At 47.9% G+C, this 17,265-nt stretch carries 20 protein-coding genes; 6 read left to right on the forward strand and 14 right to left on the reverse strand.

Annotated features, from left to right (window positions below; translation table 11 throughout):
- Window positions 1-143: 143 nt before the first annotated feature.
- The 6 genes from ccsB to F3H97_RS05700 all read right to left on the reverse strand — a co-directional run bounded on the left by ccsB (window position 144) and on the right by F3H97_RS05700 (window position 5,711).
- Entirely contained in the window at window positions 144-1,328 is a 1,185-nt protein-coding gene (gene ccsB / locus F3H97_RS05675; RefSeq protein WP_031423441.1) for a c-type cytochrome biogenesis protein CcsB, read from the reverse strand.
- Entirely contained in the window at window positions 1,328-2,872 is a 1,545-nt protein-coding gene (gene resB, locus F3H97_RS05680) for a cytochrome c biogenesis protein ResB (RefSeq protein ID WP_159562414.1), read from the reverse strand. The genes ccsB and resB overlap by 1 nt, the downstream gene beginning before the upstream one ends.
- A gap of 19 nt (window positions 2,873-2,891) precedes the next feature.
- Window positions 2,892-3,473, reverse strand: a complete 582-nt coding sequence (resA, locus tag F3H97_RS05685; protein ID WP_047795228.1) for a thiol-disulfide oxidoreductase ResA — start codon at window positions 3,471-3,473, stop codon at window positions 2,892-2,894.
- Between the two features lie 136 nt (window positions 3,474-3,609).
- On the reverse strand, window positions 3,610-4,368 hold the full coding sequence (locus tag F3H97_RS05690) for a pseudouridine synthase (protein ID WP_012726494.1): 759 nt from the start codon (window positions 4,366-4,368) through the stop codon (window positions 3,610-3,612).
- A 4-nt stretch (window positions 4,369-4,372) separates the two neighbouring features.
- Window positions 4,373-4,966, reverse strand: a complete 594-nt coding sequence (gene scpB / locus F3H97_RS05695; protein WP_074036818.1) for an SMC-Scp complex subunit ScpB — start codon at window positions 4,964-4,966, stop codon at window positions 4,373-4,375.
- Complete coding sequence (locus F3H97_RS05700; RefSeq protein ID WP_159562415.1) at window positions 4,944-5,711, reverse strand: segregation/condensation protein A; 768 nt, start codon at window positions 5,709-5,711, stop codon at window positions 4,944-4,946. Before F3H97_RS05700 ends, scpB begins: the two co-directional genes overlap by 23 nt.
- Window positions 5,712-5,794: 83 nt before the next feature.
- On the opposite strand from F3H97_RS05700, the gene F3H97_RS05705 reads away from it, so the two are divergent.
- Window positions 5,795-6,277: a DUF309 domain-containing protein gene (locus F3H97_RS05705; RefSeq protein WP_159562416.1), complete on the forward strand. Its 483-nt coding sequence runs from the start codon at window positions 5,795-5,797 to the stop codon at window positions 6,275-6,277.
- Window positions 6,278-6,331: 54 nt separating this feature from the next.
- On the opposite strand, the gene F3H97_RS05710 is transcribed toward F3H97_RS05705, so the two are convergent.
- From F3H97_RS05710 to xerD, 6 genes are all read right to left on the reverse strand, one after another.
- Entirely contained in the window at window positions 6,332-6,688 is a 357-nt protein-coding gene (locus F3H97_RS05710) for a GCN5 family acetyltransferase (RefSeq protein WP_074036814.1), read from the reverse strand.
- An 89-nt stretch (window positions 6,689-6,777) separates the two neighbouring features.
- Entirely contained in the window at window positions 6,778-7,218 is a 441-nt protein-coding gene (locus F3H97_RS05715) for a peptidylprolyl isomerase (RefSeq protein WP_074036812.1), read from the reverse strand.
- Between the two features lie 114 nt (window positions 7,219-7,332).
- Complete coding sequence (locus tag F3H97_RS05720; protein WP_074036810.1) at window positions 7,333-8,634, reverse strand: pyrimidine-nucleoside phosphorylase; 1,302 nt, start codon at window positions 8,632-8,634, stop codon at window positions 7,333-7,335.
- Window positions 8,635-8,662: 28 nt separating this feature from the next.
- On the reverse strand, window positions 8,663-9,472 hold the full coding sequence (locus F3H97_RS05725; RefSeq protein WP_012726501.1) for a purine-nucleoside phosphorylase: 810 nt from the start codon (window positions 9,470-9,472) through the stop codon (window positions 8,663-8,665).
- 13 nt (window positions 9,473-9,485) lie between these two features.
- Window positions 9,486-10,652 (reverse strand): phosphopentomutase, encoded by a 1,167-nt coding sequence (deoB, locus tag F3H97_RS05730; RefSeq protein ID WP_196430830.1) that lies wholly within the window; start codon window positions 10,650-10,652, stop codon window positions 9,486-9,488.
- A gap of 23 nt (window positions 10,653-10,675) precedes the next feature.
- Complete coding sequence (gene xerD, locus F3H97_RS05735) at window positions 10,676-11,560, reverse strand: site-specific tyrosine recombinase XerD (protein ID WP_167365518.1); 885 nt, start codon at window positions 11,558-11,560, stop codon at window positions 10,676-10,678.
- A 226-nt stretch (window positions 11,561-11,786) separates the two neighbouring features.
- Here xerD and F3H97_RS05740 point away from each other — a divergent pair, with 226 nt between their 5' ends.
- The 4 genes from F3H97_RS05740 to F3H97_RS05755 are packed head-to-tail and all read left to right on the forward strand — an operon-like array spanning window position 11,787 to window position 15,196.
- Window positions 11,787-12,797, forward strand: a complete 1,011-nt coding sequence (locus tag F3H97_RS05740) for an ROK family protein (RefSeq protein WP_196430831.1) — start codon at window positions 11,787-11,789, stop codon at window positions 12,795-12,797.
- Entirely contained in the window at window positions 12,794-13,963 is a 1,170-nt protein-coding gene (locus tag F3H97_RS05745) for an MFS transporter (protein WP_159562419.1), read from the forward strand. Before F3H97_RS05740 ends, F3H97_RS05745 begins: the two co-directional genes overlap by 4 nt.
- Window positions 13,960-14,340 (forward strand): VOC family protein, encoded by a 381-nt coding sequence (locus F3H97_RS05750; RefSeq protein ID WP_074036798.1) that lies wholly within the window; start codon window positions 13,960-13,962, stop codon window positions 14,338-14,340. The genes F3H97_RS05745 and F3H97_RS05750 overlap by 4 nt, the downstream gene beginning before the upstream one ends.
- 19 nt (window positions 14,341-14,359) lie before the next feature.
- Window positions 14,360-15,196, forward strand: a complete 837-nt coding sequence (locus F3H97_RS05755; protein ID WP_159562420.1) for a Cof-type HAD-IIB family hydrolase — start codon at window positions 14,360-14,362, stop codon at window positions 15,194-15,196.
- A gap of 42 nt (window positions 15,197-15,238) precedes the next feature.
- Here the strand turns inward: F3H97_RS05755 and fur are convergent, their stop codons facing one another.
- Window positions 15,239-15,718, reverse strand: coding sequence for a ferric iron uptake transcriptional regulator (fur, locus tag F3H97_RS05760; RefSeq protein WP_012726507.1), 480 nt, complete (start codon window positions 15,716-15,718; stop codon window positions 15,239-15,241).
- A gap of 112 nt (window positions 15,719-15,830) precedes the next feature.
- On the reverse strand, window positions 15,831-16,361 hold the full coding sequence (locus F3H97_RS05765) for an NUDIX domain-containing protein (protein WP_159562421.1): 531 nt from the start codon (window positions 16,359-16,361) through the stop codon (window positions 15,831-15,833).
- 72 nt (window positions 16,362-16,433) lie between these two features.
- On the opposite strand from F3H97_RS05765, the gene F3H97_RS05770 reads away from it, so the two are divergent.
- The gene (locus tag F3H97_RS05770; RefSeq protein WP_196430832.1) at window positions 16,434-17,264 is read left to right on the forward strand and encodes an aldo/keto reductase; all 831 of its coding nucleotides are present in this window, start codon (window positions 16,434-16,436) and stop codon (window positions 17,262-17,264) included.
- The last annotated feature ends 1 nt before the right edge of the window (window position 17,265 follow it).

Consider the following 17,265-nt stretch of genomic DNA (forward strand, 5'->3'; position numbering starts at 1 on the left):
GACCCATTACGAGTTGTAGCGAATGTTGCACAATTGTGAACATTCCACTCTCTGCCATAACTATACCACTCTATTATTTCGCTTCACAACGATGATTTGATGGACCAAATGAAAAAGAAGTCACAATTGTGACTTCTTTTATGTCAGGCATACGAATGCAGACCGGCAATGACCAGGTTGACGAAGACGAGGTTGAACATGATGATGGCAAATCCACCGACACATAACCAGGCCGCTTTCGTTCCTGTCCAGCCACGCTGAATGCGCATATGCAAGTAGTAAATATAGATCAGCATCGTGATGAGGGCCCAAACTTCTTTCGGGTCCCATCCCCAGAAACGGTTCCAAGCAATCTGTGCCCAAATCATCGCAAAGATCAGACCACCAAGGATAAAGACCGGTAATCCAATCGCGACCGAGCGATAGCTGATTTCATCAGCAAGGTCGAGATCGACTTTTTTTGCAAGGGGTTGGAGCGCTTCAGCGACGCGTTTACGCAAGATGACAAAGCGGAGCAACACATAGATTACAATTCCGCCAATGACCGACCAGATGAGCGTGTTCAACTTGAGTGTATTGATCCAGTTCGGGAGCTCGAGTGACAAGCCACTCGCGCCAGACACGAGTTGTGCCCCTTCTGGGACGAACAAAATCGGCATGAAATATTCATACGTCTCTGCTTGACCGCGGTCGTTCGTGAACTCGACGACACCTCCGGCACCAATCCCCTTGAATAACATCGAGACGATGATGAAGCCGAGCGTGCACATGAGGACAAACATCGTCACTTCGAGCCACGTCCGTGACTTAGACTGTTCTTTCATCGATGTTTCGTTCAATAAGAAAATGAGGCCCGATGCAAAACTAATGGCCAAAATCCCTTGTCCGAGCGCAGCCGTCGTAACGTGAATTTTCAGCCATACACTGTTGAGTGCCGGGATGAGCGGTGCGACCTCACTCGAGAACATTGAGGCGAAGGCGATGACGAGTAACGCCACCGGCATCGCGAACAAGCCGAGTACATCATTTTTATAAATTCCATATACGACGAGGAACCCAAGTACCATCATCATACCGAAGAACGTCGTATATTCGTACAAGTTTGATACCGGCGCATAGCCGACACCTGCCCAGCGCATAAAGAAATATGTCATTTGAGCGACAAAGCCGATGATTGCCAAGATAAAGGCGTATTTCCCATAGGCAACACGGTTGACGTTTCGATCTTTACGCATACCACTGACGGCAATCGTAAAGAGAACCGTCGAGATTGCGTACAGGAAGAACGCGATAAACAGCATTCGGCTGCTCCATTCAATCCATTCCATCAAGATTCCCCTCTTTCATCTGTTGACTCGTTCTCCGACTTCTCTGTGAATCTCGCCTGGTCTTCCCACATCGGTAAGCCAGTTTGTTCTAATAGCGGCGACACTTCACGACGGAGCGAGGACGGGTTTTTATTCGTAAAACCGGCGACAAGCACGCCCTCTTCATGACGACGGATCCAAACGCGACGGTGTGGCCAGTACATGCCCATCGCAATACCGATCATAAAGATCGTGGCACCGACGATCAAAATCGGATAGGTGGAGTCACTCTTCACACGTAAACCACTCGTGCTCGCCATCTCTGTACCTGCAAACTGGACATCGTAGCGGTTCTCTTCATCAGCGACATTCAGACGAATGCCGATTAAATTCGACTCCGTTTCTCCTTCAGGTGATTCAACGTTGAAGAAGAAGGCAGGATTCAGTGCACGTGGTGATTTCGTATTCGGTTGTCCATCTTTCACTTCAAAGTCTGGATACAAATCTTTCAACGTGACGGTGACCCCATCGAGCTCATAAGACTTCTCCGGATTCTCCAAATCAACTTTGAACGGACCATATTCGTCGCCGGTTTCTTTATCTGCCAACATGAACGACATCGATAAGAACTCTGGACGACTTGAATATTGTTCCTGATACACTTCAAATTTATCGAACTTAAACGGGTGGTTGACTTTCGTCGAACCGACATCGACTTGCTCGAGTTGCGGCGATCCGTCCTCGTTCGTTCCCGTCTTTTTGAATAACGTCAACTCTGTCTCATAATTTTTAGGAACGGCTCCTGCTTTTTCAATGGCGGCCGCGAACTTCGCGTCCTCTTCATTGTTCTCAGGGTCGTACATTTCAAGAATGAACTGGTCGTTCCGTAAGTAGTACTCGCCGTCAGTCGCCTCTAGCGACACCGTGTCGCCTTCACGCACCCATTCGAGCGTATCCGTATGGAATGCAGGGAACACTCGCAGCATCGCCCCTAGGAAGAAGATGACAAGTCCGAGGTGGTTGACGTACGGACCCCAACGACCAAACCGGTGTTTCTCTGCTAACAGAGCATCGCCGTCCCGTTTGACGGTATATCGTTTCTTTTTAAGTGCGACTGCGATCTCGTCAATTTGAGCCTCCGTCCCATCACCTTGTCCGAAGAGACGTTGCCCCTTCATAAAACGTTCTGTCCGTCTGACCGGTTGTTTTTTAAGCGCCTTATAGAGCGGAACCCCACGGTCAATCGACACGACGACGAGTGAGAGCGTCAACATGACAATCAGACCGATGTACCACCACGATGTGTATAGGTTATGGAATCCGAGGGCGTAATAAATAGAACCCGGTGTTCCATACTCCTCCATATAATATTGTTCAGGCGGTAATTGTTGTGGGATGTACATCTCTTGAGGAAAGATTGTTCCGATTGCCGAACCGACAATAATCAATGCAATTAACCACAACCCCACTTTGACCGATGCAAAGAAGTTCCACACACGGTCAATGATCGATTTCGGACGACGCTTCGACCGTAAATCAGCGCCTTCGTATTTCATATCTAGCATCTGTGCGTCCCCCGTTCGCTTACAATGACTTCTCGGCTAGCTCCATCAATTTCTCTTTCGTGAGTTCACCTTCATACTTTTCAATTACGTTCCCTTCACCATCGATGACGAATGTGACGGGTAGGTTATAAATGCCATACGCTCCTTCGACTTCGCTCTGGGTATCCATCAAAATCGGATAGTCGAGCCCGACACCGAGGTCGTTGATGAAATTATCGACACGAAGCGGTGTCTCTCCGACGTTCACGGCCCAAAAATCGACACCCATGTCTTGAAGTGTCGCATAGTTTTCTTGTACGACCGGCATCTCTTTCTTACACGGTTCACAGAACGTACCCCAGAAGTTCAAGAGCATCCCTTTCCCTTCGTAGTTATCTCGCTCATACAAGGTCGAACCGTCGAGTGTGACGAGCTTGAAGTTCGGTGCCTCGTCGCCCGCCTCGATGCGTCCATCATTACCCGCTTGGTCGAATGTTTGCATGATCGTAACCGCTCCCGCGAAGAGAACGACCGTCATGATCATCATCCGCCAAAATGACCTCTTTTTCTTTTTTGCGACCGCTTGTTCCATCCGGTCGTCTTTTTGTTGATCTTTTGTCATCGTTTTCACACCATCCTTCAGTTGCTATTGTACTGAAAAAACATTAAAAACGCACATTAACAGACTTTTTTCATTTTTTTGTCACACAATCTACACAATCAAAAAAATCATCCTATTTCAGGACGATTTTTTGTTGTTATTTTTTCTTCTTTTTGCCTCGTGGTTTCGGTGGAACGGTAGGGTTCGCAAGTTCCCGAAGCTTACTGATTTCTTTGTGTGAAAGTTCACGCCAGTCGCCCGTGTTCAGACCGTCGAGCGTCAAGAAACCGAACTGTTCACGCTTCAGTTTGATGACCTCTGAACCAATGGCTTCCACCATCCGACGGATTTGACGATTGTGACCTTCCGAGATGACGATTTCGAGGATGGCTGTGTTCTTCTTCTGGTCTACAGACTTCATCTTCACTTTCGCACTTCCCGTTTTGAATCCGTCATCGAGTTCGACACCAGACTCAAGCTGTTTGATGGCCAAGTAAGATGGGATGTTCTTCACTTTTGCCACATAGCGCTTTTGAATTTTATATTTCGGGTGTGTCATCATGTTCGAGAACTCACCATCGTTCGTCAAGATGATGAGACCCGTCGTGTTGTAGTCAAGACGACCGACCGGGAATACACGTGCTCCTGGTGGGACGAGGTCTGTGATGACTTTACGTCCTTTGTCGTCATCGACCGTCGATACGTAGCCACTCGGTTTATAAAGCAAATAGTAGACGTGCTCTTCTTGTTCGATTTTGACGCCATCGACTTCAATCTCTGACTTCGGTCCAACTTTCGTCCCGAGTTCACGGACGACTTTTCCGTTCACGCGGACGCGACCATCCAAAATCATTTCTTCCGCTTTCCGACGCGAGGCGACCCCCGCTTGTGCGATTACTTTTTGCAAACGTTCCATATGATTAATCCTTCTCCAATCTCTCTTCTTGCTTCGGTGATTCCTGACCGAAGAACAAATCGCCTTCGTCTGTCAGTTCATCCTCAAATGTTAATGGTGGCAATTCTTCGAGCGAGTTGAACCCGAAATGGTCGAGGAAGTGCTCTGTCGTACGATACAGCTTGGCACGACCAATCGTCTTCGCACGACCAGCCGATTCGATCAATCCTTTCGATAACAACGTATGGATGACCCGTTCGACTTTGACTCCGCGAATCTCTTCGATATCCGCTCGTGTGACCGGCTGTTTGTAGGCGATGATAACTAGCGTCTCCATCGCTGCACGTGAGAGCGCCTGCTCAGCCATCGTCCCGACATATTTTTGAATGTACGGAGAGACGTCCGGAACGGTCACGAGCTTGTAGACACCTGCCGATTCCATGAGCTGAAACGGTCGATTCGATGACTTGAACGATGTCTCTAGCTTACTGAGCTGTTCTCGTGCCGCAGCTTCTGAGATATCGAGCGTCTCGGCAAGCGCTCGTACTTCCATCCCTTCATCACCGACGACGAACAGCAATCCTTCAATAATCGTCTCATAAGACAGCAACCGCTTCATCCCCTTTCTTTGATGATTCAATGAATGAGATTTGAATATCTTGGTCGAGTTGTTTTGTTACGACGACCCGTAGCTTGATCAGCTCAAGAAGCGCCATAAACGTTACCACGAGATCCGAGACGTTCGGTTGCTCGACAAAAAAGGAGAAAAATGACGTTTGTCTCGTCGACGATACGTGTTCATGAAGACGGGTCATCTGCTCTTCAAGCGTACGCTCTTCCCGCTTGATCGTCTTTTTGCGTCGTTCTTTCCAACGTTTCCGTTCAATCATCTTCGAATAGGCGTGGAGAAGATCCGAGAAGTTGAGTGGTCCGTCATACTTAGACACCTCTTCAGACATATAAGTCGTCAAATCTTCACCCGGTCGCGTATACAATTCAAGCCGGTGTTCTTCTTGTTCACGCATGAAGACGACCGCTTCTTTATATGCTTTGTATTCAATCAATTGACGAATGAGACCTTCACGCGTCGGTTCCTCACTGAAGTCTGGAACCTCTTCATCCTCGACCGAAACTGGCGGTAACAATTGTTTGCTCTTCAATTGGAGCAACGTCGCCGCCATGACCAAGTATTCACTGGCCACATCGAGTTCAAATTTTTGCATCGTGCGAATATAGCCGACATACTGGTCAGTGACTTCTGCCACGGAAATGTCGACGATATCAATCTCCATTTTTCCAATCAAATGGAGCAACAGGTCGAGTGGACCTTCGAACGTATCAATTTTAACGTTATAGGCTTCCATAGAGACACCTGCCATTTTACATTTTTGCGCTTTAGTATAACATGTTTTATAACACCGTGGACACGAAAGGAGAAAATTGATTCATGACCCCTTTTATTCATTATACGTTGCTTTTTGAATGTCATGCCGATTATTTCGAATGTCATGAGGTATTAGAAGAGGCGTGGCAGGCAGACGGACGCCGTCACCACGGCTATGCAGCGCTCATCCAATATGCTGTCATCCACTATCACCTCCGGCGCGACAATTTGGTCGGCGCAAAAAAGAGCTTGCGACTCTTACGTCGAAAGATTGACATCGCTTCTCCCTATTTGAATGAACTCGGTCTAGATGTCGACTCCTTCATCGCACAACTCGAGGAATGGCCGCTTCGCGCGACGATTCCATTGCAATCAGATGTCCGTGAGACGGTCGAATCCCTAAAATCGACGTTTCCATCGACGGACCTGGCGTTCGAGGAACTCGTTCATAAACATCTACACCGTGACCGGAGCGAAGTGATTATGGAACGGAAATCTGCCCTTCTCGAACGTCAACGAGCGAGGAATTCCGCTAGCCATTCCTGAACCACATGCAAAACCCCCGCAGTCACAGGGTCGTGATTGCAGGGGTTTTTATCGTCAGACGACTAATTGATTCCATTTATCCAATAAATCGCCCGTCTTGCCTGTACCGGTTAGCGTCAAATCAAGTGGAAGGACGTTTCTTACCTCGTCTAGAAGCTCGTAAGAACGTTTCTCGCCACGGAATGATGGCGACAAGGCGATATGGTCGATGACCATTGTCGTTTCTTGTTGCTCCATACCAATGATACCAACGAAGTCTTCACCGACTTTCCACAAATAGAGGAACTTCGACTCCTCCTCGTCATACGATCGGACGAGTTCAAGCAAGCTTAGCGGAGATTTGTCACTGCATGAGAATGCGAGTAGACCCATCGCCGTCTTTTCATAAGAACGTTTATATTTGACCAGCATCGCTGGGTTCACCACCTTTTGTCATTCAAGTTTCACGACGTGAACACGTGAGAGACATGGTTCATTGTGCCATACCCTTCAGGCAAAAATCAATTCTCGTCCCAAACCTTCACTTCTGCCATCTTCGTACCTTGACGAAGTTTGACGGCATGCTCAAGACCAGATGTCACTTTACCGAATACCGTATGGACACCATCCAAATGCGGTTGTGGCTCATGGACGATGAAGAACTGTGAAGACCCTGTGTCACGACCTGCGTGGGCCATTGAGAGTGAACCCGCTTCGTGTTTGTGTGGGAACGATGTCGATGTCTCACAAGGAATCGTATAGCCTGCGCCACCCATTCCAGTTCCTTGTGGGCAACCACCTTGGCTGACGAAACCAGGGATGACACGGTGGAACGTCAATCCGTTGTAAAACCCGCTGTTCGCAAGTTTTTCGAAGTTTTCAACCGTGATCGGTGCTTCACCGTGGAATAAATCAAATTCAATCATTTCGCCATTCTCAAGTTTCATAGAACCTTTTTTCATGTTTCAAGCAACCCCTTTTTCATAATATGTATCCTGCTGTTTGACACTCACATTACCCATCTTATCAAAAAAACACGTCTGTCTCCACTTTTTTGTGGAAACAGACGTTCTGCCTTATTGAATCACCGCGTGAACGAGTGGACGTGCCTCTGGTTTCGTTGCACCGATCGTATACGCATGGTCTAAACGCTCGATGGCTGAAGACATGTCTTCGATGTTCGAACGGAGTACCGCGATCACATCGCCTACCTCGACACGGTCGCCGACTTTCTTCTCAAGCGTGATGCCTGCCGCAAAGTCGATTTTGTCTTCTTTTGTCGCGCGTCCTGCACCGAGAAGCATCGCCGCAACACCTACTTCGTCTGCGATGATCGACTCGACATAACCAGCTTCTTTTGCGACGAATGTCGTCTCATATGAAGCTTGTGGTAATTTCGTCACATCATCGACGAGTGATGCGTCGCCACCTTGTGCTTCGACGAACTTGCGGAACACCTCGAGGGCGTGTCCATCTGCAATGCGCTTCTCAAGGTCGGCATATGCTTCTTCAAACGTTGGATAGAATTCACCGAGGACAGCCATATGTCCAGCGATCGTGAGAGCGATTGTTTTCAAATCTTCGACTTCTTTACCTGAGAGGACTTCAATCGCTTCTTTCACTTCGTTCGCGTTCCCGATTTCAAAGCCGAGCGGTTGGTCCATGTCTGTGATGACCGCGACCGTCTTACGTCCGACGTTTTTCCCGATTGCGACCATTTCTTCCGCGAGGGCTTTCGCATCATCAAACGATTTCATGAACGCGCCAGAACCTGTCTTGACGTCAAGAACGATACTGTCCGCGCCTGCTGCAATCTTCTTCGACATGATTGAACTTGCGATGAGCGGGATCGATTCGACCGTAGCCGTAACGTCGCGGAGCGCATACAAGCGCTTATCGGCAGGCGTCAAGTTCCCTGTCTGACCGATGATCGACATTTTGATATCATTTACTTGTTTCGTGAATTGTTCTTCCGTCAATTCAACGTTGAACCCCGGGAATGATTCGAGCTTATCAATCGTACCACCCGTGTGACCGAGACCACGACCGCTCATCTTCGCAACGGGGATGCCGATTGAAGCAACGAGTGGTGCCACGATCAAGCTGATTTTGTCCCCGACGCCGCCCGTCGAGTGCTTGTCAACTTTTTTCCCTTCGATGTTGGAAAGGTCAATCGTATCACCAGACTTCACCATTTCCATTGTCAATGCAGCCGTCTCGTTTTCAGTCATCCCATTGAAGTAGATGGCCATCGATAAGGCTGACATCTGATAGTCAGGGATTGATTCGTTCGTGAAACCTTCGACAACGAAGCGAATCTCCTCTTCGTTCAATTCTCCACCGTTACGTTTCTTTAAAATCAAATCGACCATACGCATAACTGTCGTCCTCCTAAAATTAAGTTACTTACATGCTTTTAATCGTGCCACGTACGAGAGAGAGGAAGTCTTGACGAACGCGCTCTGTCGTTTCGATGACTTCTTCATGGTTGAGTGGTTGATCTAAGATGCCTGCTGCCATGTTCGAGACACACGAGATCCCGAGGACACGCATATCCGAATGACGCGCGACAATGACTTCTGGAACGGTCGACATACCGACGACGTCGCCACCGAGAAGACGGGCCATTTTGACTTCAGCTGGTGTTTCGTACGTAGGACCTGTGTTACCGAAGTAAACCCCTTTTTGTACAGAAAGTCCAAGGTCTGAAGCGACACGTTCTGTCAATTTCACGAGCTCTTTATCGTACGCTTCTGACATGTCAGGGAAACGAGTCCCGAATTCACTCGCATTCTTCCCGATGAGCGGGCTCGTACCAAAGAAGTTGATATGATCTGTGATGATCATCAAGTCGCCTGGGTTGAATGACTCGTTACATGCTCCTGCCGCGTTTGTGACGATAAGAGTCTCGACACCGATCAATTTGAGGACACGAACCGGGAACGTCACTTGTTCCATCGAGTATCCTTCATAGAAGTGGAACCGTCCTTGCATGGCGACGACTCGTTTTCCTTCAAGTTCACCGAACACGAGTTGACCCGCATGTCCTTCGACAGTCGATACCGGGAAGTGTGGAATCTCCTCATAAGGAATCGCTACCGGGTTCTCAATCTCGTCCGCGAGGACTCCAAGTCCCGACCCTAGAATGAGTCCGATTTCTGGTGTACTGCCCATACGCTCCTGCAAAAACGCTTTTGTTTCGTTCCAATTTACCATGAATATTGCCTCCTCAAATTTCGTTTAAGAAACTCTTTCCGTTTGATGGTGCCGCAACGTTAAAGTTGTCAGCGACGGTCGCACCGATATCTGCGAACGTACCACGAATGCCTAAATCAACCGCTTTCGCTCCGTTGTGATGAACGATGAGCGGAACGTATTCACGCGTGTGATCTGTACCGGCATGAACAGGGTCATTTCCGTGGTCAGCCGTGATGATGAGCAAGTCATCTTCACGAAGGCGCTCCATCACTTCCGGTAAGCGAGCGTCATACTCTTCAAGCGCGACCGCATAGCCTTCCGGGTCACGACGATGACCGAATAATGCGTCGAAGTCAACTAAATTCAAGAAGCAGAGCCCTTCGAAGTCTTCCTCGAGCGACTCGACCAATTTGTCCATGCCATCCATGTTCGATTTCGTGCGGACCGCTTTTGTCACACCTTCACCATCGTAAATATCGCTGATTTTCCCTAATGCGATGACGTCTTTCCCAGCTTCCTCGAGCGTGTTCATGACGGTCTTGCCGAATGGTTTCAAGGCGTAATCGTGACGGTTTGCCGTACGGACCCATGCTCCTGGTGTCCCGATGAACGGACGAGCGATGATTCGTCCGAGCATGTATGGATCTTCGCGTGTGATTTCACGAGCGTATTCGCAGATTCGGTACAACTCATCAACCGGCACGATGTCCTCGTGTGCTGCGATTTGAAGGACTGAGTCGGCTGATGTATAGACAATCAGAGCGCCAGTCTCGACATGCTCTTCACCGAGTTCGTCCAAAATTTCTGTTCCTGACGCCGGTTTGTTTCCGATGATTTTACGTCCGCTGAACTCTTCGAGGCGGTGAATCAAGTCATCAGGGAACTCCTCGAATACACGGAATGGTGTATCGATATGAAGACCCATGATTTCCCAATGTCCTGTCATCGTATCCTTACCAGCTGAGATTTCTTCCATGCGACCATACGCACTCGGTGCATCCGATGCATCGATGCCTTGAATCGGCTTGATGTTCGAAAGTCCAAGTTTACCCATGTTCGGCATGTTCAATCCGTTATGTTCACGCGCGATATGCCCGAGCGTGTCGGCCCCTTTGTCACCGAACTGTTCAGCATCTGGTGCTTCACCGATACCGACCGAGTCCATGACGACTAAGAAAATACGTTTAAACTTCTTCACAAAAAATTCCTCCTTTTCGGTGTCTAGGCACGAGGGTGATGCTTACGATACACATCATGCAATCGTGATTTGTTGACGTGTGTATACACTTGCGTCGTCGCTAAATCCGCATGACCGAGCATCTGTTGAATGGCGCGTAAATCCGCACCGTTCTCGAGAAGGTGTGTCGCAAAAGAATGACGGAGTACGTGCGGTGTGATTTCTTTGTCAATTCCAGCAAGTTTGGCTCGTCGTTTGATCATCTTCCAAAATCCTTGGCGACTGAGCCGTCCTCCTCTGCCGTTTAAAAAGAGCGCTTCGGTCTCTCTGCCGCCAAGTCCGTTACGAGCTTGTTGGATGTAACGCTCGACAAAACTTTGGGCAACCGAGGATACCGGAATGATTCGTGCGCGCTCGCCTTTCCCTTCACATTGTAGATACCCCAATTCGAACTGCAAATCATCCAAATCCAAACCTAAAAGTTCACTGACCCGCATCCCTGTCCCGTAAAGCAATTCAAGCATGGCTCGGTCTCGTAACGAGAGCGGGTCCGACGTCGGGACGCTGTCCAACAGACGTTCAACTTCCGCTTGTGACCATGTATCCGGAAGTTGCTTTTCTGCTTTTGGAGATTCTAGGTAAAGAGACGGATCGGTCGTCGTGACTCCGGTCATTTTGAGATGATGATGAAACATCCGAATCGAACTGACAGCTCGTCTTAATGAGGACGAAGCTCGCCCCGCCTGTGACAGTTCTTCGATATGTTTGACGATATGCGAACGTGTCACTTCATTCCACTCTTCTACCCCAAGTTGGGTCAAGGTCGATGCGTACTGCGTCAAATCGCTCGCATACGCCTGTCTCGTATTCGCGGACATCCGCTTTTCAACTGTCATGTATTGAAGAAATGACTCGATATGCGAACGCATCATACCCTCCTCCTTCCTTGTTTCACCTGAATACGCTTACAGCATATCACTTATGTAAACTGTTGTGAAGATGTCTGACCTCATTTTTTATTCACTTTTTTGTGAACGTTTACGTGATAAAAATACATCTCAGAATTCTTATTTTTCTGGCATCTTCAAATGAGAAACGTTATACTACAAATAACTTATTAAAATATTTTAAAAAGTTGATAGGAGTTGAATCGTGATGAAAGATCTGCAACACGAATTACTAGTCGACATCCGAAAGCAAATTGCCCTACACAATGTTTCGACAATTTCCGAGTTGAGTAAGGCCACACACGTTTCATTCCCTACCGTTAAGAAGATGATTGATGACATGATTGAACACGGTGAAGTCATCGAACACGGTCAACTTGCCCCAAAAGGAGGAAGACCCGCAAAAAGTTATAAATACAATCCAACATTCCGATGTTGCCTGACCCTATATATCGAAGCGAGCGAGATTCACTATCGCTTGATTGACTGTCAAACTCAGAATGTTGAAGAAGGTGTAACTCTAGTCTCAGGCACGCATTTAGAGACGTTAGGCAAACTCGTCGATACATTCGATGAGCACACAATAAAAATCGGTGCCATCTCTGTCGGCGTCGCCGCTGCAGTCGATACGGGTCGAATTGTTTTCGCCCCAGAATATCCATCACTGGCGCATTTAGATTTGAAGAACTGGTTGATGGAACGAACTGGACTTCCGGTCGTCATTGAAAATGATATGAATGCCGCCGTCTATGGATTTTCCATACGAGATGAGACCACAACACATCAGTCCATCGTCTATCTCGGCCTCGGAAAGAATGGTCCAGGTGCTGGTATCTTGCTCGATGGACATGTCGCTCGCGGACAATCCGGGTTTAGTGGTGAAGTTTCATTTCTTCCGCTTTATGATGATGCAACTTTCTTTGACCGCATAAAAAACAAGCCTTATGGACCACATGTTCTGAAAAAAGAAGAAATCGATGCATTAGGACGGCTCGTCGCTACATTTGCTGCGACACTAAACCCACACACATTCATCTTTTCAGACGTCGACCTCATTACTGACGATCTGTCTCACATCGACCGCGTATGCGAACGATATCTTCCCTCTCGTCACCTTCCTCGTCTACGGATTGGGGAATGGGAAGAGGATTACTTTTCCGGACTGGCTCGCCTCGGCATTGAATTGATGCTCGAAACGATTCCGCGAGGTGACGTATGACGATTGTTTTGTTGGCCGTGATCTATCTCGCATTTATCAGCCTTGGTCTTCCGGATGCCCTCATCGGTGTCGGGTGGCCACTTATGCATCAAGAATTCTCCGCACCCGTATCGATGGTCGGATGGATTTTTATGACGATTGCTGGTGGAACGATTCTTTCGAGTCTACTGAGCGGTAAACTATTGAAACATTTTGACACGAAACAAGTCACGTTCGGTTCGACATTACTCACAGCGCTCTGTCTGTTCGGATTCTACTCTGCTCCTTCAATCGGTTGGCTATTCGTATTCGCCATCCCGCTCGGTCTAGGTGCCGGTGCCGTCGATGCCGCTCTGAATCATTACGTTGCCGAACATTACGAAGCACATCATATGAACTGGCTACACTGCTTTTGGGGAATCGGCGCGACCGGGGGACCACTCGTCATGGCGGGTGTATTAACAGAGGATGGATGGCGTGACGGCTATTTGATTATCGCCGCCGTTCAGTTCAGTTTAGCTCTCGTATTGTGGTTGTCTTTCCCACTTTGGAAACAGAAAGAGGATTCCACTGCACATCCTCAAGAAACAGCCGTCACGACACTCGATCGCAAGCTACCGACCGGGGTGTCCTATGCATTGGCCACATTTCTACTTTACTGCGGGGTCGAAGCGTTGATTGGGTTATGGACGAGCAGTTATCTTGTGCAGATGAAACAGTTTTCCATTGCGACGGCTGCGGCATGGGTGTCCATCTACTACGGTAGTATCACAATTGGACGGTTTGTGAGCGGATTCCTCTCGTTCCGTTTCACGAACAAACAGATGATCCGGATGGGACAAATACTCGCCCTTGTCGGAAGCATCCTCTTCTTCATCCCAATCTCCGCGACGATGCTCGTCGGCTTGATGCTGATTGGCTTCGGATTGGCTCCGATTTATCCAAGTATGCTTCACGATACGCCGAATCGGTTTGGCTCGGCACAATCGAAACGTTTGATGGGGTTTCAAATGGCATTCGCCTACTCAGGGAGTACGTTTCTCCCCCCGTTATTCGGATTAATCGTGTCTATGACGTCACTCCGTTTTTTACCGTTTGTGGTCATCCTAATCATGACCGGGATGCTCTTCAATACAGAACGGTTGAATCAAATGATTAGACGAACATCAGAGGAGGATTCTATATGAGAATTGAACATGTCGCCCTTTGGGTAAACGACATCGAAAACATGCGCAGGTTTTACGAAGTCTATTTTGATGCACAGTCAAATGATAAATATGAAAACGAGAAGAAACAGTTTGAATCGTACTTTTTAACGTTTCGAGGTTCACGTTGCCGACTCGAACTGATGAGACGACCTCACCTTAAAGAACATCCGAAAGAATCGGCCGGGTATGCACATCTCGCCTTTTCACTCGGAAGTAAACACGCGGTAGATGCCTTGACGGAACGCTTTCAACTTGATGGATACACACACGTTGACGGTCCACGGACGACCGGTGATGGTTATTACGAAAGCGTCATCCTTGATCCGGAAGGCAACATCATCGAATTGACAATCTAAACAGAAGGAGACAACACACATGATCCAGGCAATTTTACTTGATTTAGACGGAACGCTGTTAAATGACGAGAAAATCATCACGGAACAGACGAAGCGCACGCTACTTGCATTGCAAGAGCAAGGTGTCAAAGTGGTGCTTGCGTCAGGACGTCCAAAGCGAGGGATGATTCGCTATGCACAAGAGTTGAAATTGAACGAGTTCGGCGGGTTGATTGTCTCTTCTAATGGAGCATGTGTCACGGACGCTTCTACAGGCGACACGCTTTTTGAACAAGCAATGCAAATCGAGGATGTTCGCTCAATCTTAAAGCACTTAGAGCACTACGAGGTCATCCCAATGATTAACGATGATACGTATATGTATGTGCGCGACGTTTTCGAGGGACAACTTGAAGTGAATGGAAAATTGATTAACATCATCGAATATGAATCGAGAGGCGGTCAGTTCCAATTGCGAGAAGAACCGAACTTAATCGAGATTATCGACTTCCCCGTCCATAAGATTCTCGTTGCTGGCGAGCCTTCATACTTACGAGAGAATGCAACTGCATTAGCTGGCCCTTTCACAGGTCGGGTCACGAGTATGTTCACAGCGGCGATGTATTATGAATTCACCGATTTCGGCATTGATAAGGCGAAGGCGCTGCGTCACGTCTTCGAGGAGTTGTGTATCGATCGTGACCACGTCATCGCTTTCGGAGATGGTCATAACGACCGTTCAATCATTGAATACGCAGGAATTGGGATTGCCATGGGAAATGCCGTCGATGCATTGATCGACATTGCGAGTGAGGTCACGACATCAAACAACGACGATGGGATCTCGAAGATTCTTGAGCGATATATCACACATTGAAAAAGGACAGATGACCTGTTGGGGTCGTCTGTCCTTTCTGCATTAACCGTTGATGACTGCTTTATGACCTTCGAGTGTGACGCCTTTTGCTTGGCATACTTTACAGATACCGTGAAACGTCAAGCGATGGTCTTTAATCAAAAATTCGTATTTACTCTCGACTTTTTTCTCAACATCGACGAGCAAGTCTTCCATGATTTCCTCGACCGAGCCGCATTCGACACAGACGAGATGGTGGTGCGAATGGTTCGCCCCTTCTGGACGTAAGTCAAAGCGTGCAACTCCGTCACCGAAGTTGACTTTATCGACCACGCCGAGCTCTGTCAATAATTCTAATGTGCGATAAACCGTTGCGAGTCCAATTTCTGGTGCGATGCTTTTCACGAGCATGAAGACGTTCTCCGCACTTAAATGGTCACTCTCATTCTCAAGTAAGATACGTACCGTCGATTCACGTTGTGGTGTTAATTTATATCCTTTGGCGCTCAATTGCTGTTTAATTCGTTCAATTCGCGTTTCCATAAGGCGCCCCCTCTTTACATAGTTCACTACTCAAAGCATACCGAAGTTTTACTCAATTTTCAATTTAAAATCATTACTATGTAAGTTTATCATATAAGTACCTAGATTAGAATTATTTCAATCTAGACAATTGCCACCATTGGATTGCCATAATTGTCTTGGCGTCGGTAATGATGCCTCGGTCCAGTAAATCGACGGCTTCATCAAATGAGTATCGTTTCACATTTAAAAATTCATCTTCGTCTAAATTCATCTCACCGGCAGATAACCCTTTTGCGACATATACATCGACCCGCTCACTGCAGAACCCGGGTGCCCCGTAGAAAGAAAAAATCTTTTCAAGCGATTCCGCCGTGTAGCCCGTCTCCTCTTCGAGCTCGCGCTCGGCACTCGCCATCGGCTCTTCCCCTTTTTCCAACTTACCGGCTGGAATCTCAAGCGACATCGATTCAAACGCTTTTCGGTACTGCTCCACCATGACGATGTTGTCCGATTCATCAATGACGAGTACAGCGACGGCTCCGTTATGATAGACGAGTTCACGTACAGACGTGTTTCCGTTCGGAAGGGAAACGACATGCTTTTCCACATCGAAGATTTTGCCTTGATAAATGACTTCCCGCTCAATCGTTTTTTCTTCCATATGATTACTCCTCACTTTTCGATATACTCTGATTATGAGTCAAACCTACATTTCGAACAAGGAGGAATCCAAATGAGTGAACTCGGACTCGGAACGATGACGATTTTGAAACATGGGGAGAAAGAGGCAAAGAATATCCTGGAAACGGCCATTCAATCGGGGATTCGCCATATCGATACGGCAGACGTCTATGAACGACAAGCTGTCGAGCGTGTGATTGGGGAAACGTTGGGTCAAGAGCGACAACACTTATTTTTGGCGAGTAAAGGTGGCAACGAATTGACTGAGGAGGGCATGCGTTGGAATCCTGATCCGTTCTATTTAGAGGAAGCATTGCACGGATCGCTCGAGCGATTGAAAACCGATTATCTGGATTTATATTATATACATGGCGGCACGCTCGAGGATGACCTCGACGCAACGATTGAATGGGCACAAAAACAAAAACGAGATGGTCTAATCCGACAAATCGGACTCTCGTCGATTCGTCCGAACGTCATCAACCATTGGGTCAAATCCGGTGCCCTCGATGTTCTCATGACACCGTATTCCCTACTCGACCGCCGGGCAGAGACGCTCAACATTTCAATCCCCATCGTCGGTCGAGGGGTTCTTGCCAAAGGCCTATTAACGGATGAATGGGAGACTCGTCTCGGAGATAAGGGATTTGAGACGTGGCGAAAAGAGGAACTCGCAAGTGAATTGGCGATGATGCCGACGCCGATTCAAGCCTATGCACTCGAAGCCGCAAGACGGTTCTGTGACGTCGTCTTACCAGGCGCCTCTTCAGTCAAGCAATTGAACGAAACGATTCGTGCATTTGAGACCAAAACCGATGATGAAGTGCTTGATCGCTTACTCGCTCGTTTACCGGTTCACCCATACACAAAACACGTGACCTGAT

The organism is Exiguobacterium sp. SRB7LM, assembly GCF_015712685.1.
GTDB classification, from domain to species: Bacteria; Bacillota; Bacilli; order Exiguobacteriales; family Exiguobacteriaceae; genus Exiguobacterium; species Exiguobacterium profundum.